The organism is Streptomyces sp. NPDC034085, assembly GCF_055575555.1.
In genome coordinates, this window is record NZ_JBVISL010000001.1 from 646,100 (window position 1) to 667,810 (window position 21,711).

Annotated in this window: 18 protein-coding genes and 3 tRNA genes; 11 read left to right on the forward strand and 10 right to left on the reverse strand. The window is 73.3% G+C overall.

The window, feature by feature from the left end; translation table 11 throughout:
* Positions 1 to 25 precede the first annotated feature (25 nt).
* Positions 26 to 721 (forward strand): hypothetical protein, encoded by a 696-nt coding sequence (locus ACZ501_RS03055; RefSeq protein WP_468792083.1) that lies wholly within the window; start codon positions 26 to 28, stop codon positions 719 to 721.
* A 111-nt stretch (positions 722 to 832) separates the two neighbouring features.
* Here ACZ501_RS03055 and ACZ501_RS03060 read toward each other — a convergent pair.
* The 3 genes from ACZ501_RS03060 to ACZ501_RS03070 all read right to left on the reverse strand — a co-directional run bounded on the left by ACZ501_RS03060 (position 833) and on the right by ACZ501_RS03070 (position 1,242).
* Positions 833 to 906: transfer RNA gene (locus tag ACZ501_RS03060), tRNA-Ile, on the reverse strand.
* A gap of 185 nt (positions 907 to 1,091) precedes the next feature.
* Positions 1,092 to 1,164: transfer RNA gene (locus tag ACZ501_RS03065), tRNA-Asn, on the reverse strand.
* Between the two features lie 5 nt (positions 1,165 to 1,169).
* Positions 1,170 to 1,242 (reverse strand) — tRNA-Asn (locus tag ACZ501_RS03070).
* A 146-nt stretch (positions 1,243 to 1,388) separates the two neighbouring features.
* Here ACZ501_RS03070 and ACZ501_RS03075 point away from each other — a divergent pair.
* The 4 genes from ACZ501_RS03075 (at position 1,389) to ACZ501_RS03090 (ending at position 6,948) form a co-directional block, all read left to right on the forward strand.
* Positions 1,389 to 1,688 (forward strand): YtxH domain-containing protein, encoded by a 300-nt coding sequence (locus ACZ501_RS03075; RefSeq protein WP_361601192.1) that lies wholly within the window; start codon positions 1,389 to 1,391, stop codon positions 1,686 to 1,688.
* Between the two features lie 40 nt (positions 1,689 to 1,728).
* Entirely contained in the window at positions 1,729 to 3,174 is a 1,446-nt protein-coding gene (locus ACZ501_RS03080) for a xylulokinase (RefSeq protein WP_361601195.1), read from the forward strand.
* Positions 3,175 to 3,295: 121 nt separating this feature from the next.
* Positions 3,296 to 5,029 (forward strand): ABC transporter ATP-binding protein, encoded by a 1,734-nt coding sequence (locus ACZ501_RS03085; protein WP_361601198.1) that lies wholly within the window; start codon positions 3,296 to 3,298, stop codon positions 5,027 to 5,029.
* On the forward strand, positions 5,026 to 6,948 hold the full coding sequence (locus ACZ501_RS03090; protein ID WP_361601201.1) for an ABC transporter ATP-binding protein: 1,923 nt from the start codon (positions 5,026 to 5,028) through the stop codon (positions 6,946 to 6,948). The genes ACZ501_RS03085 and ACZ501_RS03090 overlap by 4 nt, the downstream gene beginning before the upstream one ends.
* Positions 6,949 to 7,026: 78 nt before the next feature.
* On the opposite strand, the gene ACZ501_RS03095 is transcribed toward ACZ501_RS03090, so the two are convergent.
* The 5 genes from ACZ501_RS03095 to ACZ501_RS03115 form a co-directional block, all read right to left on the reverse strand.
* Positions 7,027 to 8,163, reverse strand: a complete 1,137-nt coding sequence (locus ACZ501_RS03095) for an RNA polymerase sigma factor (protein ID WP_361601210.1) — start codon at positions 8,161 to 8,163, stop codon at positions 7,027 to 7,029.
* Between the two features lie 127 nt (positions 8,164 to 8,290).
* Entirely contained in the window at positions 8,291 to 8,947 is a 657-nt protein-coding gene (locus tag ACZ501_RS03100; protein ID WP_361601204.1) for a DUF6445 family protein, read from the reverse strand.
* A gap of 77 nt (positions 8,948 to 9,024) precedes the next feature.
* Positions 9,025 to 11,100: a molybdopterin oxidoreductase family protein gene (locus ACZ501_RS03105; protein WP_468792086.1), complete on the reverse strand. Its 2,076-nt coding sequence runs from the start codon at positions 11,098 to 11,100 to the stop codon at positions 9,025 to 9,027.
* A gap of 271 nt (positions 11,101 to 11,371) precedes the next feature.
* Positions 11,372 to 12,136, reverse strand: coding sequence for a glucose 1-dehydrogenase (locus tag ACZ501_RS03110; RefSeq protein ID WP_468792668.1), 765 nt, complete (start codon positions 12,134 to 12,136; stop codon positions 11,372 to 11,374).
* A gap of 69 nt (positions 12,137 to 12,205) precedes the next feature.
* Entirely contained in the window at positions 12,206 to 12,820 is a 615-nt protein-coding gene (locus ACZ501_RS03115; protein WP_468792671.1) for a SanA/YdcF family protein, read from the reverse strand.
* A gap of 447 nt (positions 12,821 to 13,267) precedes the next feature.
* Between ACZ501_RS03115 and ACZ501_RS03120 the strand changes: the two genes are divergently transcribed.
* From ACZ501_RS03120 to dnaG, 4 genes are all read left to right on the forward strand, one after another.
* Positions 13,268 to 13,981, forward strand: coding sequence for a sirohydrochlorin chelatase (locus ACZ501_RS03120; RefSeq protein ID WP_468792089.1), 714 nt, complete (start codon positions 13,268 to 13,270; stop codon positions 13,979 to 13,981).
* A gap of 55 nt (positions 13,982 to 14,036) precedes the next feature.
* Positions 14,037 to 15,359, forward strand: a complete 1,323-nt coding sequence (locus tag ACZ501_RS03125) for a deoxyguanosinetriphosphate triphosphohydrolase (RefSeq protein WP_361610461.1) — start codon at positions 14,037 to 14,039, stop codon at positions 15,357 to 15,359.
* Between the two features lie 93 nt (positions 15,360 to 15,452).
* On the forward strand, positions 15,453 to 16,727 hold the full coding sequence (locus ACZ501_RS03130) for an NAD(P)/FAD-dependent oxidoreductase (protein WP_361610460.1): 1,275 nt from the start codon (positions 15,453 to 15,455) through the stop codon (positions 16,725 to 16,727).
* 34 nt (positions 16,728 to 16,761) lie between these two features.
* The gene (dnaG, locus tag ACZ501_RS03135) at positions 16,762 to 18,660 is read left to right on the forward strand and encodes a DNA primase (RefSeq protein WP_468792092.1); all 1,899 of its coding nucleotides are present in this window, start codon (positions 16,762 to 16,764) and stop codon (positions 18,658 to 18,660) included.
* Between the two features lie 30 nt (positions 18,661 to 18,690).
* Here the strand turns inward: dnaG and ACZ501_RS03140 are convergent, their stop codons facing one another.
* Entirely contained in the window at positions 18,691 to 19,134 is a 444-nt protein-coding gene (locus ACZ501_RS03140; RefSeq protein ID WP_361610458.1) for a gamma-glutamylcyclotransferase family protein, read from the reverse strand.
* Between the two features lie 240 nt (positions 19,135 to 19,374).
* Between ACZ501_RS03140 and ACZ501_RS03145 the strand changes: the two genes are divergently transcribed.
* Both ACZ501_RS03145 and ACZ501_RS03150 read left to right on the forward strand, forming a co-directional pair.
* On the forward strand, positions 19,375 to 19,917 hold the full coding sequence (locus tag ACZ501_RS03145) for a hypothetical protein (RefSeq protein WP_468792095.1): 543 nt from the start codon (positions 19,375 to 19,377) through the stop codon (positions 19,915 to 19,917).
* A 246-nt stretch (positions 19,918 to 20,163) separates the two neighbouring features.
* Positions 20,164 to 20,772 carry a class F sortase gene (locus ACZ501_RS03150; protein WP_362460305.1) on the forward strand — a complete coding sequence of 203 codons (609 nt, stop codon included), beginning with the start codon at positions 20,164 to 20,166 and terminating at the stop codon, positions 20,770 to 20,772.
* A gap of 7 nt (positions 20,773 to 20,779) precedes the next feature.
* Here ACZ501_RS03150 and ACZ501_RS03155 read toward each other — a convergent pair whose 3' ends face one another.
* Complete coding sequence (locus ACZ501_RS03155) at positions 20,780 to 21,556, reverse strand: sulfite exporter TauE/SafE family protein (RefSeq protein WP_468792098.1); 777 nt, start codon at positions 21,554 to 21,556, stop codon at positions 20,780 to 20,782.
* Positions 21,557 to 21,711: the final 155 nt, after the last annotated feature.

Genomic DNA, 21,711 nt, shown 5'->3' on the forward strand with positions numbered 1-21,711 from the left:
CGTCCGCCTCTGCGATCATTGGCCCATGCCGGAGATCGCAGGGTACGAGGGCGGCCCGCTGGTGGACGGGTCGCGGTTCCTCGACACGCCCCTCTTCTGGCCCTGCCACCTCGGTGCGAGCCTGCGCGGCGAGGAAGCGCAGGCCAACGCCCTGGGCCCCGACTGGGACGACGCCCAGGAGCTGTCCGCGACCCTCGCCTCCCCGGGCGCCTGGCCCGTGTTCACCGTCCCCCTGCACTCCGGATACGTGCTCCACGTCGTCTACCGCAACTGGGACGGCGACCACGGCGTCGACTACCTGCTGCTGCACCCCGACTGGCCGCGGGCCGTCACACTGGCGGCCGTCGACGGCCACTTCATGGGGCCCGGGCTGTCCTGGGCCGAGCTGGAGGCCTCGGCCGGCCTGGACGCCACGACCGGCGTCACCGATCCGGACGCCCGGCTGCTGCTGCTGTTCCCGATGCTCGGTGACGCCGACGTACCGCAGGGGGCGGCGCCCCGCCTCGCCTCGGCGCTGGAGGCGCTCACCGTCGTCGAGGACCCGGCCGGGCTCGCCCGCACGCTCCTGGTGAACCAGGGCCTGTGGAGCCCCGCCCGCTGGCGCGAGACCCACGGCACCCGGGTCTGCGACGGCTCGCACAGCTACCGGAACCCGCTCAACGGCTTCGCCCTGCCCGCCCCCCTGCTGGCCGCCACGGCCGAGGCGCTGAACGGGCGATAGCCGCGCGGGGATTCCGTCCGCACCGTGACGCGCGCCACACGGCCGTCCGTGCACCTCCCCCGGAAACGCCGAAACCGCAGGTGCAATCGTTTCTGCACCTGCGGTCTACGGTGGGGCGGGTGGGACTCGAACCCACGGCCGACGGATTATGAGTCCGCTGCTCTAACCGGCTGAGCTACCGCCCCTTTACGGCGTGGCGCGTACACGTGTGCGCGCCGTCTGCCGCAGCATAGCCGCTCATACGATCTCCTGCCTCGGATGCCCCGCAAGATCGGCTGCGCTTGCTCAGAGAGACCGTACCGACGGCTGCCCGGTTCCCCGATCAGGGCAAAAAGAAAGAGGACCCGCCCGGGTCCTCTTCCTCTTCTTGCTCCCCCGACTGGACTCGAACCAGTAACCTGCCGGTTAACAGCCGGCTGCTCTGCCAATTGAGCTACAGGGGACTGCGCTCCCCCGACTGGACTCGAACCAGTAACCTGCCGGTTAACAGCCGGCTGCTCTGCCAATTGAGCTACAGGGGATTGCTGCGGTGCACCGAACAGCCCCACCTCCGGCCTTGCCGGGGGGCGAGCGCTCGTTGCGAGACATAGATTAGCGCAAGCAGGGGGGTGCTCCGCCAATCGGTATCGCGGCAGGCCGGGCACCGAGACGACGAAGGGTGGAAGGCATGCGCTACAAGGTCACGTTCCTCGCCGGAGTGGCCCTCGGGTACGTGGTGGGCACGGCCGCGGGCCGGGAGCGTTACGAGGAGATGAAGAAGTCCGCCCGGCGGATCGCGCAGAACCCGGCGGTGCGCAACGCCGCCGAGTCCGCCGGGCAGACCGGGCGGCAGTTCGCGGGCAAGGCGCTCACGGTGGTGGGCGGCAAGGTCGGCGACGCCGTGCCCGACTCCCTGGCGAAGCGCGTGCGGTCGCTGCGCGAGCGCGGGCAGGGCACCGAGGACGAGTGGGGCACGAGCAACACCTGAGGCGGCTGGTACCGGCCCGGCGTGCGGCAGAATTCTCCCCATGGGGATAGTCGCCGGGCTGGACAGCTCTTCCGCCTTCACACGCATCGTCGTCTGCGACACGGACACGGGGGCCGTGCTGCGCCAGGGCTACGCGCCCCATCCGCAGCCCGCCGGTGAGACCGTCCCCCATGAGACCGACCCGCAGGCCTGGCTGCTCTCCCTCGGCGAGGCCGCCGGGGGCGGGCTGCTGGAGGGGGTCCAGGCCATCGGCGTCTCCGCGCAGCAGCACGGCGTGCTGCCGCTGGACGCGCAGGGCGCGCTGGTCCGCCCGGCCCTGGTCGGCAACGACAAGCGCGGGCAGGCCGCCGCGGCCGATCTGGTCGAGGCGCTCGGCGGGCGGGCCGCCTGGGTGGCGGCCGTGGGGTCGGTCCCGCACTCCGCGCAGCCGATCGCGAAGCTCGCCTGGCTGGCCCGTACCGAGCCCGAGGCCGCACGCCGGGTGGCGGTGCTGATGTCCCCGCACGACTGGCTCGTCTGGCAGCTGCTCGGCCGGCCCGTGCGGCGCACCACCGACCGGGCCGGCGCCTCGGGCACCGGGTACTGGTCGGCGGCCACCGGCGCGTACCGCCCCGACCTGGTCGAGCTGGCGCTCGGGCACCAGGCGCTGCTGCCCGAGGTGCTCGGTCCCGCCGACGCCGCCGGGATGACCCCGGAGGGGCTGCTGATCTCCGCCGGGACCGGGGAGACCACGGCCGCCGTGCTCGGGCTGGGCCTGGGGCCGGGGGACGCGGTGGTCTCGCTCGGGGCCTCCGGTTCCGTGATGGCGGTGCACCACGAGGCGCTCTCGGACGCGGGCGGCCTGATCACCTCGCTCGCCGACGCGGGCGGCATGCACCTGCCGGTCGTGAACACCTCCAACGCCGTACGGGCCCTGCGGGGCACCGCCGACATGCTGGGCACCGACCTGGAGGGGCTGAGCGCGCTCGCGCTGAAGTCGACTCCGGGTGCACACGGGCTCGTGCTCCTGCCGTACCTGGAGGGAGAGCGGACACCGAACCTGCCGCACGCCGCCGGGACCCTGAGCGGGCTGCGCCGGGACTCGATGAAGCCCGAGCACCTCGCGCGGGCCGCCTTCGAGGGCATGCTGTGCGGGCTGGTGGACGCGCTCGACGTGCTGCGGCACCGGGGGGCGCAGATACGCCGGGTGTTCCTGCTCGGAGCCGCCGCCGAGCTGCCCGCCGTACAGGCCGCGGCTCCGGGGCTGTTCGGGACGCAGGTGGTCGTGCCCGCTCCGGCGGACTACGCGGCGCTGGGCGCGGCCCGCCAGGCGGCCTGGGCGCTCGGGGTGCAGCAGGGCACGCTGGCCCCGCACGTCCCGCCGCTGTGGCCGGCTCCGGCGGCCCAGGTGTTCGAGCCGGGCGAGGAGTTCGCGGCCTGGCAGGCGGTCCGTCAGCAGTACGTCACGACGCGGGAGCAGCTGCACCCCGGCGCCTTCGCGTTCTAGGCCGCGGGGCCGTGGTGGCCTACTCCTTTTGACCGGGCTTTGCGAAATCCGGTGGGATCAGGCCACCGGTTGGCACAAGATGGAGTGAACCCCCCTCGATCTTGCCTACCGGAGCCTGCGCGTGCTCATACGACTGCTGCGGACCCACCTGGGTCCGTACAAGAAACCCATCGCCGTACTGGTGCTGCTGCAACTCCTGCAGACCAGTGCGAGCCTCTACCTGCCCACGCTCAACGCGGACATCATCGACAACGGTGTCGTCAACGGGGACACCGGTTACATCCTGCGTTTCGGCGCGCTGATGCTCGGTGTCTCCCTCGTCCAGCTCGTCTGCAACGTCGGGGCCGTCTACTACGGGGCCCGCACCGCGGCCGCGCTCGGCCGGGACGTGCGGGCCTCCGTCTTCGACCGGGTGCAGAGCTTCTCCGCCCGGGAGATGGGCCAGTTCGGCGCCCCGTCGCTGATCACCCGGACGACGAACGACGTCCAGCAGGTCCAGATGCTGGTCCTGATGACCTTCACCCTGATGGTGTCGGCGCCGATCATGTGCGTCGGCGGCATCGCCATGGCGCTCTCGCTCGACGTGAAGCTGTCGGGCGTCCTGCTCGCGGTGGTGCCCGTGCTGGGCGTCTCCGTCGGCGCGATCGTCTGGAAGACGCGGCCGCTGTTCCGTCTGATGCAGGAGCGCCTCGACGTCGTCAACCGCGTGCTGCGCGAGCAGATCACCGGCAACCGGGTGATCCGCGCCTTCGTGCGCGACGACTACGAGGAGGAGCGCTTCCGGAAGGCGAACACCGCGCTGACCGACGTCTCCCTGGCCTCGGGCAAGCTGCTCGCCCTGATGTTCCCCGTCGTCATCCTGGTCGTGAACATCTCCAGCGTGGCCGTCATCTGGTTCGGCGCGATGCGGGTGGACAACGGCGACATGGAGATCGGCCAGCTGACCGCCTTCCTGGCGTACCTGATGCAGATCGTCATGGCCGTGATGATGGCCACCTTCATGTTCATGATGGTGCCGCGCGCCGAGGTCTGCGCCGAGCGCATCCAGGAGGTGCTCGACACCAGGTCCAGCGTGGTCCCGCCCACCGACCCGGTGCGCACGCTCGCCCGGAGCGGGCAGCTCGAACTGCGCGGCGCCGACTTCCGCTATCCCGGCGCCGAGGCCCCGGTGCTGCGCGGGGTGGACCTGGTGGCCCGCCCCGGCGAGATCACGGCGGTGATCGGCTCCACCGGCAGCGGCAAGTCCACGCTGCTGGGGCTGGTGCCCCGGCTGTTCGACGCGACCGGTGGCGAGGTGCTGGTCGACGGGGAGGACGTACGCCGGATCGACCCGGAGCTGCTGGCCCGGACGGTCGGGATGGTCCCGCAGAAGCCGTACCTCTTCTCCGGGACCATCGCCTCCAACCTGCGATACGGACGCCCCGACGCGACCGACGAGGAGCTGTGGCGGGCCTTGGAGGTGGCCCAGGCCAAGGACTTCGTGTCCGCGCTGGAGGGCGGGCTGGAAGCGCCCATCACCCAGGGCGGCACCAACGTCTCCGGCGGCCAGCGCCAGCGCCTGGCGATCGCCCGCACCCTCGTGCAGCGCCCGGAGATCTACCTCTTCGACGACTCCTTCTCGGCGCTGGACTACGCGACGGACGCGGCGCTGCGCGCGGCGCTCGCCCGGGAGACCGAGGAGGCGACGGTGGTCATCGTCGCCCAGCGGGTCTCCACGATCCGCGACGCCGACCGGATCATCGTCCTCGACGAGGGCCAGGTGGTGGGCGAGGGACGCCACCACGAGCTGATGGCCGGCAATGAGACCTACCGGGAGATCGTGCTCTCCCAGCTGACGGAGGCGGAGGCCGCATGAGCGGGCCCGGAGGACGGATGATGATGGGGCCGGGCCAGCGGTCCCTGGACTTCAAGGGGTCCGGCAAGCGGCTGCTCGCCCAGCTGGCGCAGGACCGGGCCAAGCTGGGCGGCATGGTCGCGGCCGTGGTCGGCAGCGTCGGCTGCGCGGTGGTCGGGCCGAAGATCCTCGGCGAGGCCACCGACCTGGTGTTCGCGGGGATCGTCGGCCGGCAGATGCCGGACGGCCTCACCAAGCAGCAGGCGCTGGACGGGCTGCGCGCCAAGGGCCAGGGCGGCATGGCGGACATGCTGTCCGGCACGGACTTCACTCCCGGCCAGGGCATCGACTTCGGTGCCGTCGGGGTCACCGCGGTCTGGGCGCTGGTGGTGTTCACCCTGGCGGGCCTGCTGATGCTGGTCGCCACTCGGCTGTCGAACCACGTGATGAACGGCACCGTGTACCGGATGCGCGAGGAGCTCCAGGCGAAGCTGTCGCGGCTGCCGCTGTCGTACTTCGACCAGCAGAAGCGCGGTGAGGTGCTGAGCCGCGCGACGAACGACATCGACAACATCGGCCAGACCCTCCAGCAGACGATGGGCCAGCTGATGAACTCGCTGCTCACGATCGTCGGCGTGCTGGTGATGATGTTCTGGATCTCGCCTCTGCTGGCGCTGGTCGCGCTGGTGACCGTCCCCGTCTCGGTCGTGGTCGCGGCGAAGATCGGCAAGAAGTCCCAGCCGCAGTTCGTGGCGCAGTGGAAGACCACGGGTGCGCTGAACGCCCACATCGAGGAGATGTACTCCGGCCACTCGCTGGTGAAGGTCTTCGGGCGGCAGAAGGAGTCGGCGGCGGTCTTCGCCGAGCAGAACGAGGAGCTGTACCGGGCCTCGTTCAAGGCGCAGCTGGTCAGCGGCATCATGCAGCCGGTGATGTTCTTCATATCGAACATCAACTACGTGCTGGTGGCGGTCGTCGGCGGTCTGCGGGTGGCCTCGGGCACCCTGTCGATCGGTGACGTGCAGGCCTTCATCCAGTACTCGCGCCAGTTCTCGATGCCGCTGTCGCAGGTGGCGTCGATGGCGAACCTGGTGCAGTCGGGCGTCGCCTCGGCGGAGCGGGTGTACGAGCTGCTGGACGCGCCGGAGCAGGAGCCGGACGCGGAGGTTCCGGAGCGTCCGCAGGAACTGCGCGGCCAGGTCACCCTCGACAAGGTCGCCTTCCGCTACGAGCCCGACAAGCCGCTCATCGAGAACCTGTCGCTGACCGTGGAGCCGGGCCAGACGGTCGCCATCGTCGGCCCGACGGGCGCGGGCAAGACCACGCTCGTCAACCTGCTGATGCGGTTCTACGAGGTCACGGGCGGGGAGATCGCCCTGGACGGGGTGGACATCGCGAAGATGACCCGCGAGGAGCTGCGCGGCGGGATCGGCATGGTGCTCCAGGACACGTGGCTGTTCGGCGGCACGATCGCGGAGAACATCGCCTACGGTGCCTCGCGCGAGGTCACGCGCGCCGAGATCGAGGAGGCCGCGCGGGCGGCGCACGCGGACCGCTTCATCCGCACCCTGCCGGACGGCTACGACACGGTGCTGGACGACGAGGGCGCGGGGGTCAGCGCGGGCGAGAAGCAGCTGATCACCATCGCCCGGGCGTTCCTGTCGGATCCGGTGATCCTGGTGCTGGACGAGGCGACGAGTTCGGTGGACACCCGTACCGAGGTGCTGATCCAGAAGGCGATGGCGCGCCTGGCGCACGGCCGTACGTCCTTCGTGATCGCGCACCGGCTGTCCACGATCCGCGACGCGGACGTGATCCTGGTGATGGAGAACGGCTCGATCGTGGAGCAGGGTACGCACGAGGAGCTGCTGGCCTCGGACGGCGCGTACGCGCGGCTGTACGCGGCGCAGTTCGCGCAGGCGGTGGCCGAGGTCGACTGACCGGGGGCGCCGCGGCGGCGGCCGCGGCCGTACGGGTGGGGGCGTCCTTCGGGGCGCCCCCTTCCCGTGTCGGCCGGGTCAGTCGAGGTAGCCGCGCAGCTGGTCGGCGAAGGCGTGGTCGCGCAGCTTGTTGAGGGTCTTGGACTCGATCTGGCGGATCCGCTCGCGGGTCACGCCGAAGATGCGGCCGATCTCCTCGAGGGTGCGGGGCCGGCCGTCGGCGAGCCCGTACCGGAGCTGGACCACCTTGCGCTCGCGTTCGCCGAGGGTGGAGAGGACGGCTTCGAGGTGCTCGCGCAGCAGGAAGAAGGCGGCGGACTCCATGGGGGAGGCGGCGTCGCCGTCCTCGATCAGGTCGCCGAGCGCGACGTCGTCCTCCTCGCCGACGGGGGCGTGCAGGGAGACGGGCTCCTGTGCGAGGCGGAGCACCTCCAGGACCCGCTCGGGGGTCAGTTCCAGGTGGACGGCGACCTCTTCGGCGGTGGGCTCGTAGCCGCGTTCCTGGAGCATGCGGCGTTGGACGCGCACGACCCGGTTGATCAGCTCGACGACGTGGACGGGCACGCGGATGGTGCGGGCCTGGTCGGCGAGGGCCCGTGACATCGCCTGCCGGATCCACCAGGTGGCGTAGGTGGAGAACTTGTAGCCGCGGGCGTAGTCGAACTTCTCGACGGCCCTGATGAGTCCGAGGTTCCCCTCCTGGACCAGGTCGAGCATGGTCAGGCCGCGGCCGACGTAGCGCTTGGCGACGGAGACGACGAGCCGCAGGTTCGACTCGATGAGCCGGCGCTTGGCCATCCGGCCCATCACCACGAGTTTGTCGAGGTCGACGGCGAGCTGGGAGTCGAGGTCGGCGGCGCCGGCGAGTTTCTCCTCGGCGAAGAGTCCCGCTTCCACCCGCCGTGCGAGTTCCACCTCTTCGGCGGCGGTGAGCAGCGGGATCCTGCCTATCTCGCGCAGGTACTGGCGGAACAGGTCTGCGGACGGCCCGGTTCCGGCACCGCTGTCGCTGCCGCGCGGGCGCTGCGGCGGCACCGGCTCGATGAGTTCGAGGACTTCGGGCTCTTCTTCCCCGGCGTCTTCCACGGCCTCGGCCTCGGGATCCGGATCGGAGGCGTCGTCGGCGGGGCGGCTCACGTTCACGGTCACGGTCAGGGTCTGGGTCTGCACGGGGGCGACCTCCAGGGCTCCGAGGACGGTGGCACCGCACCTCAGTGTGGGGTACGACACATCGCTGCCACGAGGGGCGTGCGAGCACTTTCTGAGCCCGCTGCGTGACGGATGGTTACCCCCGGGCGGGAAACCCGATGCGGATCGGACTCATGTCCGATCCACTGCCGCCTCAGGCCATCCAGAAGAAGACGGCCGTCATCCGCTTGTCCTCCAGGGTGGTGCCCCAGTAGCCGGTGGCGCTGTGGATGAGGTTGGCGGAGTACAACAGCAGGCGGTTGTAGCGGTGCGGGACGCGGACGTCCTCGGTGAAGGAGTCGGCGGGGACGAAGCGGGTGCCGAGGGCGTCGACGAGGTTGTCGTGCGGGGCGAGGACCTGGTTGCCGCCGAGGGTGCCGCCGGGCAGGCTCTGGCGGTAGAAGCTGGTGCCGCAGTCCCCGGGAGTGCCGGGGCTCAGGTAGAGGACGGCGGCGTACCGGCACACGGAGCGGGAGTCGGTGTGCGGGCGGGGTTCGCACTCGTCCTCGCCGACGACCTGGACGCAGTTGTGGTTGAAGGTGCCGGCGCCCCGAGGGTCCTCGGCCCAGATCCGTCCGGCGCCGGTGGCCCGGCGCACCAGCTCCTCGACGCGGGCCAGTTCGGCCGGCTCCAGCGCGGGCATGGCGCGCAGGCCCGGCCAGGGCTCCGGTTTGTGCGGGGCGCCCTGCACCCAGTCCTCGGCGGCCAGCAGGCGGGCCCGTACGGCGTCCGGGTCGGGCAGGACGCCGTCCAGGACCCAGTAGTCGCGGCCGCGGGTCGGCTTGCGGTAGGGGAGCGCTCGAAGTGGCATGCGCGGAACGGTAGTTCGGGCCGCAGCCGCCCCTCGCCAAAGCGGGCGCCAAGACTGCGGCAAGAGATGGTACGGGGCTACGCGGGCTCCACGCGGACCGCGCAGACCTTGAACTCCGGCATCCGCGAGACGGGGTCCAGGGCCGGGTTGGTGAGGGTGTTGGCGCGGCCCTCGCCGGGCCAGTGGAACGGCATGAACACGGTGTCCGCGCGGACGGCGTCCGTGACCCGGGCCGGGGCGACGGCGCGCCCGCGGCGGGAGGTCACCGCCAGCGGGACGCCGTCGGTGACGCCGAGGCGGGCCGCGAGGCGCGGGTGGAGTTCCACGAAGGGGCCGGGGGCGGCGGCATTGAGCTCGGGCACGCGGCGGGTCTGCGCCCCGGACTGGTACTGGGCGACGACCCTGCCGGTGGTGAGCAGCAGGGGGTACTCGGCGTCGGGGACCTCGGCGGCGTCGCGGTGGGAGACGGCGGTGAAGCGGGCCCGGCCGTCGTCGGTGGCGAAGCGGTCGAGGAAGAGCCGGGGCTGTCCGGCGGAGCCTTCGGGGCAGGGCCAGAAGACGCCCTGTTCGGCTTCGATGCGGGGGTAGGAGATGCCGGAGTAGTCGGCCGGTCCGCCTTCGGAGGCGCGGCGCAGTTCCCCGAAGACCTCCTCGGGGTCGGTGGGGAAGCCCTTCTCCACGCCGAGGCGGGCGGCCAGCCCGTGCAGCACCTCCAGGTCGCTGCGGACCCCGGGCGGCGGGGTCAGTGCCCGGCGGCGCAGCAGGACCCGGCCCTCCAGGTTGGTGGTGGTGCCGGTCTCCTCCGCCCACTGGGTGACGGGCAGCACCACGTCCGCGAGCGCGGCCGTCTCGGAGAGGACGACGTCGGCCACGGCGAGGAAGTCCAGGGAGCGGACGCGGTCCTCGATGTGGGCGGCGCGGGGCGCGGAGACCACCGGGTTGGAACCCATGAGCAGCAGGGCCTTGACGTCGCCGCCGAGGGCGTCGAGGAGTTCGTACGCGCTGCGGCCGGGGCCGGGCAGGCTCTGCGGGTCGACGCCCCAGACCCGGGCCACGTGCTCGCGGGCCGCCGGGTCGGTGAGCTTGCGGTAGCCGGGGAGCTGGTCGGCCTTCTGGCCGTGCTCCCGGCCGCCCTGGCCGTTGCCCTGGCCGGTGAGGCAGCCGTAGCCGGAGTGGGGGCGCCCTGCCCGGCCGGTGGCGAGGCAGAGGTTGATCCAGGCGCCGACGGTGTCGGTGCCCTTGGACTGCTGCTCCGGCCCCCGGGCGGTGAGGACCATCGCGGAGGAGGGGGCGCAGAACAGCTCCACGGCCCGGCGCAGTTCCGGTACGGGGACCCCGGTGATGCGCTCGACCAGTTCGGGCCAGTGGGCCATCGCGGCGGCCCGGGCGTCCTCCCAGCCGGTGGTGCGCCCGGCGATGAACTCCTCGTCGGTGCGGCCCTCGGCCACCACCAGGTGCAGCAGCCCGAGGGCCAGGGCGAGGTCGGTGCCGGGGCGGGGCGCCAGGTGCAGGTCGGCCTGCTCGGCGGTGCGGGTGCGGCGGGGGTCGACGACGACGAGGGTGCCGCCGTTGGCCTTGAGTTCGGTGAGGTAGCGCACGAAGGGGGGCATGGTCTCGGCGGGGTTGGAGCCGACGAGGATGACGCAGCCGGTGCGGGGGATGTCCTCCAGCGGGAAGGGCAGTCCCCGGTCGAGGCCGAAGGCCCGCTGGTGCGCGGCGGCGGCCGAGGACATGCAGAAACGGCCGTTGTAGTCGATCTGCGAGGTGCCGAGGGCGACGCGGGCGAACTTGCCGAGGGCGTAGGCCTTCTCGTTGGTGAGGCCGCCGCCGCCGAAGACGCCGACGGCGTCCGGGCCGTGGGCGCGGCGCGTGCGGGCGAGGCCCTCGGCGACGGCGTCGAGGGCCTCCTCCCAGGTGACCGATACGAGCGGCCCGCCGGCGTGGGTGCGGACGAGCGGCTCGGTCAGGCGTACCCGGGAGGAGAGCACGGCGGGGGCGGTGCGGCCCTTGCCGCACAGCGCGCCCCGGTTGACGGGGAACCCGGTCCGCTCCTCGACCGCAACCGACCCGTCGGCGGCGGGGCGCAGGTTCATGCCGCACTGCAGGGCGCAGTAGGGGCAGTGGGTGGCGGTCGCTTCCGGGGAGCTGTGCATACGCCCCAGGGTGCGGCGGGGGTGTTACGCGGGGGCCTCACCTCGCGTTACACGTGGGGTACGCAGGCCTCCCAGCGCCCGCCACCGCGCGGTGAGCCGCACCCGACGGCGCGGCGAGGTGCGGTGTGGGGCGGCGCAGGGCAGGCGGGACTTTGCGGACACCCCCCAGGCTGCCGGGGCCAAGGCTGGAGGAGACCATGACCGCGCCTCAAGACGAGCGTGCCCTTCGACCTCGACATCGATCTGGTACGCCTCGCGCGGTGAGCCCGGCCTACTGCCCGGTCAGGTACTTCACCGTCAGGCCCGCCGTCCAGCCGCCGTCCACGGCCAGCTCGGCGCCGGTCATGTAGCCGGCGGCGTCGGAGAGGAGGAAGGCGACGGCTGCCGCGATCTCCTCGGGGACGCCGACGCGGCCCAGCGGGGCACCGGGGTAGTTGCCCTCGCCCGCCCGGATGCCGACCGGGGCGGTCATCGGGGTCAGCGTCATGCCCGGGTGGACGGAGTTGACGCGGATCTTCGCCTCGGCCAGCTCGACGGCGCCGATCTTCGACAGCCCCCGCACGCCCCACTTGGAGGCTCCGTAGCCGGCGGTGAGGGCGAGGCCGGTGAGGCCGGCCGCGGAGGAGATGTTGACGATGGATCCGCCGCCGTTCGCCCGCATCAGAGGTATCGCCGCCTTGAGGCCGATGAACACGCCGACCAGGTTGACCTCCACGACCCGGCGGAAGTGCTCGACGCTCTCGTGTTCGAGGAACTGGCCGGTGGAGATGCCGGCGTTGTTCACGAGACCGTCGACACGGCCGAACTCCGCGACCGCGTACTCCAGCACCGCCTGCCAGTCGGCTTCGCTCGTCACGTCGTGCCGCACGAAGCGGGCGTCGGCGCCGAGTGCGGCGGCGGTCGCGGCGCCCTCTGCCTCCAGCAGGTCGGTGATCAGCACCCGTCCGCCCCCGTCCACGACGGCCTGCGCCGCCGCCGCTCCCAGCCCCCGGGCCCCACCGGTGATGACCACGACCTTGTCGCTCAGATCCACCACAGCCACGTTCCGCACCCCTGACGCAGACACATCCCCATATGACTAACCGGCATAGGGCCGATCGCGGCGTCAGTCTGCCAGAGCGGCCAGGACCCGCGACACCCCCTGCTCCTTGGGTCCGAGGAACCTCGGCTCCGGCTGGAAGGCCGCGTCGAGAGCGGCCTTGCCGGCCGCGAAGACCTCGCGGACGCCGCCGTAGTACCAGGTGGAATCGTGCTCGTCGTCGACGCCGACGCCGTAGGACTCCACGCCCGCCGCCTGGCACAGGGCCACCGCGCGGTGGATGTGGAAGTGCTGGCTGATCAGTACCGCTCGGCGCACCCCGAATATCTCCCGGACCCGCACGCACGAGTCCCACGTGTCGAATCCGGCGTAGTCGCTGACGATCCGGTCGTCCGGTATGCCGTGCCCCCTGAGGTACGCCCGCATGGCGCCCGGCTCGTCGTACTCGGTGCGGCTGTTGTCCCCGGTCACCAGGACCACCTTGACCTTGCCGGCCCGGTACAGCTCCACGGCCGCGTCGAGCCGGTACGCCAGGTACGGGGTCGGCCGGCCCCTCCACAGCCCGGCGCCGAAGACCACCGCCACCCCCGCGTCGGGCGCCCCGGCGGTGGTCCGCAGCCGGTCCGCGGCCGCGGCGTGCGTCCACGTCGACGGCAACAGCGCCAGGACGCACAACGCCATCACCGCCTGCACGGCCCGCCGGCGGACCCGCACCGCCCTCCACCGCCCCCGCCCCGGCCCCGCGGGCCGCGACCGCCCCGCCGGAGCGGCCACGGCCCTCCTCCCCCACACCGGCTTCCCCATGACCGCTCCCCCTCGCTCCACACGCCTCTCGCACGCAATGACGAACCGCCCGGGCCGCCAGTTCCGGACACCCCACCTTTCACTCGTACGAATGAGCGAGTGAGCAGGAGGAAAACACCCGTCATCCCCGCGCAACACCCCCGCAACCCGGACCCCGCAGGATCGGTCCATGACGGAGCCGGTGCACCCTCCCGCCACCCACCCCCTCCCGCCCTCCCTCCCCTTCGGCACCGCGGCCGAGCTGCTGACCCGGATCACCGACCAGCTCGGCACCCAGCTCAGCGGCCTGCGCCCGCCCCGCGCCCGGCACCACGGAGTCCCCCCATGCACCCCACCCTCGTCGCCGTGGCCCACGGCAGCCGCGACCCGCGCGCCCCGCACACCGTCCACGCCCTGCTCGAACGGGTCCGCGAACTCCGCCCGGCCCTCGACGTCCGGCTCGGGCACATCGAGCTGAACCGGCCGCTGCTGGCCGACACCCTGCGGGACGCCGCCGGTCCGGCCGTCCTCGTACCGCTGCTCCTCGGCCGCGGCACCCACGTCAAGCGGGACCTCCCCGCCGCCGCGGCCCGCGCCGGGCACCTGCGGATCCGCATCGCCGTCCCGCTGGGCCCCCACCCGCTGCTGGCCGAGGCCCTCTTCGAGCGGCTCCTGGAGGCGGGCTGGACACCCGGCACGGCCGTCGTGCTGGCCGCGGCCGGGTCCCTCGACCCGGACTCCGCCGCCGACACCCGCCGCAGCGCCGACCTGCTCTCCGAGCGGCTCGGCGGGGTCCCCGTCGTCCCCGCGTACGCCTCCGCTGCCGCGCCGAGCGTGGCGGACGCCGTCCGGGCGCTGGCCGCCCGGGGCCACCACCGGGCCGCGGTGGCCTCCTACTTCGCCGCGCCGGGCCGCTTCGCCTCCGCGAGTGCCGCCGCCGCGGCCGGCCCGGCGGCGGCACCGCTCGGCGCGCACCCGGCGCTGGCCCGGCTGGTCCTGCGGCGCTACGACGAGGCACTGGCCCGTCCCGCGCACCACCGGGAACTCGCCACCGCTTGACGCCCGGTCGGTTCGGATTGCTCGGATTGTCGGTGGCTCCGGTTAACGTCTGACCATGGAAGGCACCGCGCACGCCCCCGCCTGTGAGTCCACCGAGTCCTACGGTCCGGCCGCCACCGAGCGCTGGGCCGCCGAGCCCGACAAGCGGCCCGGCCGCACCGCCTTCCAGCGCGACCGCGCCCGGGTGCTGCACTCGGCCGCGCTGCGCCGCCTCGCCGGGAAGACCCAGGTCGTCACCCCGGGCACCCGTTCCTTCGAGTGGGACGCGAGCCCCCGTACCCGGCTGACGCACTCGCTGGAGTGCGCGCAGGTCGGCCGGGAGCTCGGCGCGGCCCTCGGCTGCGACCCCGACCTCGTCGAGGCGGCCTGCCTCTCCCACGACATGGGCCACCCGCCGTTCGGGCACAACGGCGAGGAGGCGCTCAACGAGTTCGCCAAGGACTGCGGCGGTTTCGAGGGCAACGCCCAGTCGCTGCGCCTGCTGACGCGGCTGGAGCCCAAACGGTTCGCCACCGGCCCGGACGGCACCCAGGTGAGCGTCGGCCTCAACCTGACCCGTGCCTGCCTGGACGCGGCCACCAAGTACCCCTGGGCGCGCGGCGGCCACCCCACCGACCCCGATTCGGTGAAGTTCGGGGCCTACGAGGACGACCTGCCGGTCTTCGAGTGGCTGCGGCGCGGCGCGCCCGCCGACCGCAAGTGCTTCGAGGCGCAGGTCATGGACTGGGCGGACGACGTCGCGTACTCCGTGCACGACTTCGAGGACGGCCTGCACGCCGGGCACCTCGACCCCAACCTCCTCTTCGCCGAGCCGGAGCGGACCGCCATCTGGCAGGTCGCGATCGGCCGGTACGTGCCCTCCGGGACCGCTCCGGAGGAGCTGCGCGAGGCGCTGGACCGGCTGATGGAGCAGGAGTGGTGGCCGCACGGCTACGACGGTTCGGCGGTGGCCCAGGCCCGCCTGAAGGACGCCACCAGCCAGCTGATCGGCCGCTTCTGCCTGGCGGCCGAGGGCGCCACCCGCGAGGCGTACGGTTCCGGCCGCCTCACCCGGTACGCGGCCGAGCTGGTCGTACCGCGCGAGGCGCGCAACGAGTGCGCGGTCCTCAAGGCGGTCGCCGACCTGTACGTGATGCAGCGCGACGAGCAGGAGCGGCTGAGGGCGGACCAGCGCATCGTCCTGGCCGAACTCGCCGAGGCCCTCAGCTCCCGGGCGCCGGAGGGCCTGGACCCCCAGTTCCGGGCGATCTTCGACGCGGCGCCGGACGACAAGGCCCGCAAACGCGCGGTCATCGACCAGATCGCCTGCCTCACCGACGCGTCCGCCCGCTCCCTGCACGCCCGCCTCACCCGCCGCGGGCGGCGCGCCGAAGGGTGAGCCGATCGGGCCACTCCCCCTTCACGCGGCAGGCTGGGTGCGGGACGCTCGAAGGCGGCCGCAAACGGCCGAGAGGTTATGAGGAGGCATCAGGTGGTCGACGCACATCAGACGTTCATCATCGTCGGCGCAGGGCTCGCCGGGGCCAAGGCCGCCGAGACGCTGAGGGCGGAGGGGTTCACGGGCCGGGTGATCCTGATCGGCGACGAGCGCGACCATCCGTACGAACGGCCCCCGCTGTCGAAGGGGTACCTGGTGGGCAAGGACGAGCGCGAGAGCGTCTTCGTGCACGAGCCGTCCTGGTACGCGAACGCCGACGTCGAGCTGCACCTGGGCCAGCCCGCCGTCCACCTGGACCGGGATGCCAAGACCGTGCGCCTGGGCGACGGCACCCTGCTGCACTACGACAAGCTGCTGCTGGCCACCGGGGCGGAGCCGCGCCGCCTGGAGGTCCCCGGCACCGGCCTGGCGGGGGTGCACCACCTGCGCCGGCTCGCGCACGCCGAGCGGCTGCGGGGCGTACTGGCCGCCCTGGGCCGGGACAACGGCCACCTGCTGATCGCCGGCGCCGGCTGGATCGGGCTGGAGGTCGCGGCGGCGGCCCGCGGCTACGGCGCCGAGGTCACCGTGGTCGAGCCGGAGGCCACCCCGCTGCACGCGGTGCTCGGCCCGGAGGTCGGCCGGCTCTTCACCGACCTGCACGCCGAGCACGGCGTCCGCTTTCACTTCGGGGCGAAGCTCACCGAGATCGTCGGCCACGACGGCATGGTGCTGGCTGTGCGGACGGACGACGGCGAGGAGCACCCGGCGCACGCGGTGCTCGCCGCGATCGGCGCGGCGCCGCGGACCGCGCTCGCCGAGACCTCGGGGCTGGCCCTGGTCGACCGGGCGCACGGCGGCGGCATCGCCGTGGACGACTCGCTGCGGACCTCCGACCCGGACGTCTTCGCGGCCGGGGACGTGGCCGCCGCCCACCACCCGGCGGTGGGCACCCGGCTGCGCGTCGAGCACTGGGCGAACGCCCTCAACGGCGGCCCGGCCGCCGCGCGGGCCATGCTCGGGCAGGAGGTCTCGTACGACCGGGTGCCGTACTTCTTCTCCGACCAGTACGACGTGGGCCTGGAGTACTCCGGGTACGCCCCGGCGGGCGGCTACGACCAGGTGCTGATCCGCGGTGACGTGGGCAAGCGGGAGTTCATCGCGTTCTGGCTGTCCGACGGCCGGGTGCTGGCCGGGATGAACGTGAACGTGTGGGACGTCACGGGGCACATCCAGGCCCTGATCAGGTCGAAGGCGCCGGTGGACCGGGAACGGCTGGCGGACCCCTCGGTTCCGCTGGAGTCCCTCGTGCCGCAGGAGGGTGCCTGACGGGTTCGCCGGCGTCCGGCCGTAGACTTCACGGGTGGCAGGACGGATCAACGACGACGACGTGAAGGCGGTACGGGACGCGGTCCCGATCGACGCCGTGGTCTCCGAGTACCTCCAGCTGCGCAACGCCGGCGGCGGCAACCTCAAGGGGCTGTGCCCCTTCCACGACGAGAAGTCCCCGTCCTTCCAGGTCAGCCCCAGCAAGGGCTTCTACCACTGCTTCGGCTGCCAGGCGGGCGGGGACACCCTCGACTTCATCATGAAGATCGACCACCTCTCCTTCTCGGAGGCCGTCGAGCGCCTGGCCGGCCAGGCCGGCATCACCCTGCGGTACGAGGAGGGCGGCTACACCGCCGGCACCAGCGGCCGCGGCGAGCGGATCCGCCTGGTCGAGGCGCACAAGGCCGCCGCCGTCTTCTACGCGGAGCAGCTCGGCGGCGCCGAGGCGGAGATCGGCCGCCGCTTCCTGGCGGAGCGCGGCTTCGACCAGGCGGCGGCCGAGCACTTCGGGGTGGGCTACAGCCCGGCCGGCTGGGACCACCTGACCCGGTTCCTGCGCGGCAAGGGCTTCACCGACAAGGAGCTGATCCTCTCCGGTCTGGCCCAGGACAGCCGCAGCGGCAAGCCCATCGACCGCTTCCGGGGCCGGCTCATGTGGCCGATCCGCGACATCAGCGGCGAGGTCGTCGGCTTCGGCGCGCGCAAGTTGCGCGACGACGACAACGGCCCCAAGTACCTGAACACCCCCGAGACGGCGATCTACAAGAAGTCCCAGGTGCTGTACGGCATCGACCTGGCGAAGAAGGAGATCGCGAAGACCTCCCGGGCGGTGGTCGTCGAGGGCTACACCGACGTCATGGCCTGTCACCTGGCCGGGGTGACCACCGCCATCGCCACCTGCGGCACGGCGTTCGGCGGGGACCACATCAAGATCCTGCGCCGGCTGCTGATGGACAACGCGACCGCCGAGGTGATCTTCACCTTCGACGGTGACGCGGCCGGGCAGAAGGCGGCGCTGCGGGCCTTCGAGGACGACCAGAAGTTCGCGGCGGAGACCTCGATCGCGATCACCCCGGGCGGGATGGACCCCTGCGACCTGCGTCTCGCGCAGGGCGACGGCGCCGTGGCCGGGCTGGTGGAGTCCCGGACCCCGCTGTTCGAGTTCGCCCTGCGGCACATCGTGGCCCGGCACAACCTGGAGAACCCGGCGGGCCGGGCGGCCGCGCTGGACGAGGCCGCGCCGGTGGTCGCGGGCATCAAGAACATCGCGATCCAGCACGAGTCGGCGGTCCAGCTGGCAGGCATGCTGGGCATCCGCGACGAGCAGTTCGTGGTCAAGCGGGTCGCGCAGCTGGCCCGCTGGGCGCGCGAGCGCGGCCAGCAGCCGCCGCAGCAGCAGCGCGGCCGGTCGTACGGGGACGCCCCCGCGCCCGCTCCCGCGCAGAGCGGCGGCCCCGCCCTGAACCTGCGCAGCCCCGCGCACCGCACCGAGCGCGAGCTGCTCAAGCTGGCGCTCCAGCGGCCGGAGCTGGTCTCCCCCGCCTTCGACGCGTACGGGACCGACGAGTTCACCGCTCCGCCGTACGCGGCGGTCCGCCAGGCCATCCAGGACGCGGGCGGCGCGTCGCAGGGCGGCGAGGGCTACGTGGCCCGGGTGCGCGAGGCGGCCCCGAACGACACCGTCCGCGCCCTGGTGACGGAGCTGGCGGTGGAGGCGATCCACGCCAAGACGGTGGACGACGTGTACGCGGGGGTCCAGCTGGTGCAGGTGCGGCTGCGCGCCGTGGACCGCCGGGTCCACGAGATCCAGGGCGCCCTGTCCCGGCTGGGCCCGCAGGCCCCGCCGGAGCAGCACGCGGCGATCCAGCAGGAGCTGTGGGTGCTCCAGCAGTACGGCCAGCGCCTGCGCAACCGCGGCGCCGAGGGGCTGTAGGGCCCGTAGCCGCTTCAGGTCCCGGAGCGCTCAGCGGCGCAGCCAGTCACCGCCGGGTATCTCGGTGCCCGACCGCGCGAGGCGGTGGGCCAGGGGCGGGGCCGCCAGGTAGACCCAGGCCCGGACGCGGCTGCCGTCGGGCCGCACGGCCTCGCGGGCGACCCGGTCGTAGACGTTCCCCGGGCGTCCCGGGCCGGCGTACTCCTCCAGCAGGTCCAGCGCGACCAGCAGTTCCGCGTACGCGCCGGGCGCGGCGGTGACCAGCTCGCCGGCCACGGCGGAGCCGGGGCGGTCGACGGCGTACGGATAGCCGGGCCCCTCGTACAGCGCCGCGTCCGGCAGCCGGGCCGGCTCCTCGGCGGCGGTGCGGCCCCGCAGGAACAGGCGGTGGTTCACCTCCCCCGGCCGCAGCGTCCCGTACACGAAGAACGGCAGGACGCCGCCTTCCGGTTCCGGCCGGCCGACCGATGCCACAGGGCCCTCCCCCGACGACGACTACGACTGCTTCCGCGTGGGCCCACCGTACGCGGCGCCTTCGCGGGCCCGGCGTCACCCGGACGGCGTGGGCGGACACGGATGCCCCTTCACGGCCCTGACCTGCGCCGATTCCCGTCGGTCGGGCGGCTCGGGCCGGATCTGACGCTGGCTCAGCAGGCGGGCGCCGGGCACGCCGGTTTACCTCGAGACACGACCCCGTGTCCCCTGGAGTTACCCATGCGCCGCAGCACCGCCCACGTGCTCACCGCCACCGCGCTGACCGCCGTCGCCTTCGCCGGGCCGGTCGCCGGGGCGGTGGCCGCCGCGGGACTCGGCATGACCGCCTTCGCGCCCGGCGACTTCGCCGTACTGGAAGTCTGGCCGAAAAAGGCCGCTCCGGGGACCACCGTCACCGTGAACACGACGGCGTGCGGCCGGGGCGGCCGGGCCGAGGGCGATGCCAGCACGGTGGACGGCGGCCGCTTCACGCTGGTCCCGGGCACCCGCGGGGACGCGGTCACGGGCCAGTTCCGGGTCGGCCACGGCCTGCGGCCGGGCACCTACGAGATCGGCGCCACCTGCGCGGACGGCAAGTTCGCGACCGGCGACCTGATCGTCTCCGAGCGCGGCCCGCGGGGCCACGTCCGGACCGGGGTGGGTGGTGGCACGACCACCGCCACCGACCCCGCCAAGATCACGGCGGGAGCGGCCGTACTGGCCGCGGCCGCCGTCGGCGGTACCTGGCTCCTGCGTCGCCGGGCGAGCGGCACGCGGAGCTGACGGGCGCCCACCGCGGCTGCGGCCGCGGTCCGACCGGTACCGCCCCCCGTCGCCCGCCCCGCGAGGTCCCCCCCGTTCGCGGGGCCGGGCGACGGCCACTGCCACGAACGGCGAGACAAGGGGGTACGGCGCATGCGTGGCGGCTTCCCAGGCCTGCGGGGACGCCCCGGGGCCGCAGGGGGCGGCAGCGGCGGGCCGGCCGCCGCGCGGAGCGGCTCACGCGGCGGCACCGGCCGACGGGTGCGGATGCGGATGCGGGCCGGGCTGGTCGCGCTCGCCGCGTGCGTCGGCGTCTGGCTGATCGGCAGCGGCGTCGGGGTGACCGTACGGCCCCCGCTGCCCTCCCCCGCCGAGGCGCTGAGCGCGCAGGTCCTCTACCCCGGGAGCATCGGCCCGCTGCCCGGTTCGCCGCCCGTCCGGATCCGGATCCCGTCGATCCGGGTGGACGCCCCGCTCACGGGACTGGGCCTGGACCGCGACGGCGGCCTCGAAGTGCCCCCGCCGGCCCGCCGGGACCTCGCGGGCTGGTACCGGGACGGGACGACGCCGGGTGCGACGGGCACCGCCGTGATCGTGGGCCACGTCGACCACGCCAGCGGCCCCGCCGTCTTCTACCACCTGGGCGCGCTGCACCGGGGGGCCGGGATCGAGGTCGCCCGCGCGGACGGGCGTACGGCCGTCTTCACCGTCCACGCGGTCGAGGTCCACGACGCCGGGGACTTCCCGGACCGGCGCGTGTACGGCCCCTCGCCGCGCGCCGAGCTGCGGGTGATCACCTGTGGCGGCGCCTTCTCCCCGCGCACCGGCTACCAGGGCAACGTCGTCGTCTTCGCCCACCTCACGGGGACGTTCTGACGGGGTGCTACCCCCACTGTTCGAGGCCGAGCTTCACCACCAGCGCGCCCACCACCGTGAGCAGCACCCCGCGGACGAAGCCGCTGCCCTTCTTCAGTGCCATCCGGGCCCCGACCATGCCGCCGGCCAGGTTGAAGACCGCCATCAGCGCGGCCAGCTGCCAGAACACCATGCCCTGGTAGGCGAACATGGCCAGCGCCCCCGCGTTGGTGCAGCAGTTGACGATCTTGGCGGTGGCGGAGGCGGTGACCAGGTCGAGGTGGAGCAGGGCGGTCAGGGCCAGCACCAGGAAGGTGCCGGTGCCGGGGCCGATGAGGCCGTCGTAGAAGCCGATGCCGAGGCCCGCGAGGGCGATCGTGAGCAGCACCCGGCCGCGGGAGACGGGGGAGGCGGCGGGGGCGGCGCCGAAGCCCGGCTTGAAGATGACCACGGCCGCGACCACCACCAGCACCCCCATGATCAGCGGGCGCATCGTGTCCTTGCTGATGCCCCCGGCGAGCGCGGCCCCTCCCATGGATCCGGCGAGCGCGGCCACACCGATGCGGACGGCGAGCTTCACGTCCACCGGGGTCTTGCGGACGTAGGTGGCGGCCGCGCCGGCGGTGCCCACGATGGCGACCGCCTTGTTCGTTCCGAGGACGGCGGCGGGGTGGGCGTTCGGCAGACCGAGCAGCAGGGCCGGCAGGAGCAGCAGTCCGCCGCCGCCCACCACCGCGTCGATCCAGCCGGCCGCCGCTGCGGCCGCGCACAGCACGATGATCATGGTCGTTGATATGTCAGGCACGGCCACGACCCTAGGGACCGGTTCGGTGCAGGAGCCATCGATCACCGGAAACTTGCGCAAAGGTTGAGCTTCGGCGCGCCGAGGCGCCGCCGCGAGCCGCCTCACCGGCCCTCGACGGGGGCGCTGAGGCCGGTGTTCCGTCCGGGTAACAGAGG

Coding starts and splice junctions, on each gene's coding strand:
- ACZ501_RS03125 (WP_361610461.1), top strand. CDS start 14,037: ATGGAAGGCACCGCGCACGCCCCCGCCTGTGAGTCCACCGAGTCCTAC.
- ACZ501_RS03145 (WP_468792095.1), top strand. CDS start 19,375: ATGCGCCGCAGCACCGCCCACGTGCTCACCGCCACCGCGCTGACCGCC.
- ACZ501_RS03075 (WP_361601192.1), top strand. CDS start 1,389: ATGCGCTACAAGGTCACGTTCCTCGCCGGAGTGGCCCTCGGGTACGTG.
- ACZ501_RS03115 (WP_468792671.1), bottom strand. CDS start 12,820: ATGGCGTTGTGCGTCCTGGCGCTGTTGCCGTCGACGTGGACGCACGCC.
- ACZ501_RS03080 (WP_361601195.1), top strand. CDS start 1,729: ATGGGGATAGTCGCCGGGCTGGACAGCTCTTCCGCCTTCACACGCATC.
- ACZ501_RS03090 (WP_361601201.1), top strand. CDS start 5,026: ATGAGCGGGCCCGGAGGACGGATGATGATGGGGCCGGGCCAGCGGTCC.
- ACZ501_RS03100 (WP_361601204.1), bottom strand. CDS start 8,947: ATGCCACTTCGAGCGCTCCCCTACCGCAAGCCGACCCGCGGCCGCGAC.
- ACZ501_RS03150 (WP_362460305.1), top strand. CDS start 20,164: ATGCGGATGCGGGCCGGGCTGGTCGCGCTCGCCGCGTGCGTCGGCGTC.
- ACZ501_RS03105 (WP_468792086.1), bottom strand. CDS start 11,100: ATGCACAGCTCCCCGGAAGCGACCGCCACCCACTGCCCCTACTGCGCC.
- ACZ501_RS03120 (WP_468792089.1), top strand. CDS start 13,268: ATGCACCCCACCCTCGTCGCCGTGGCCCACGGCAGCCGCGACCCGCGC.
- ACZ501_RS03055 (WP_468792083.1), top strand. CDS start 26: ATGCCGGAGATCGCAGGGTACGAGGGCGGCCCGCTGGTGGACGGGTCG.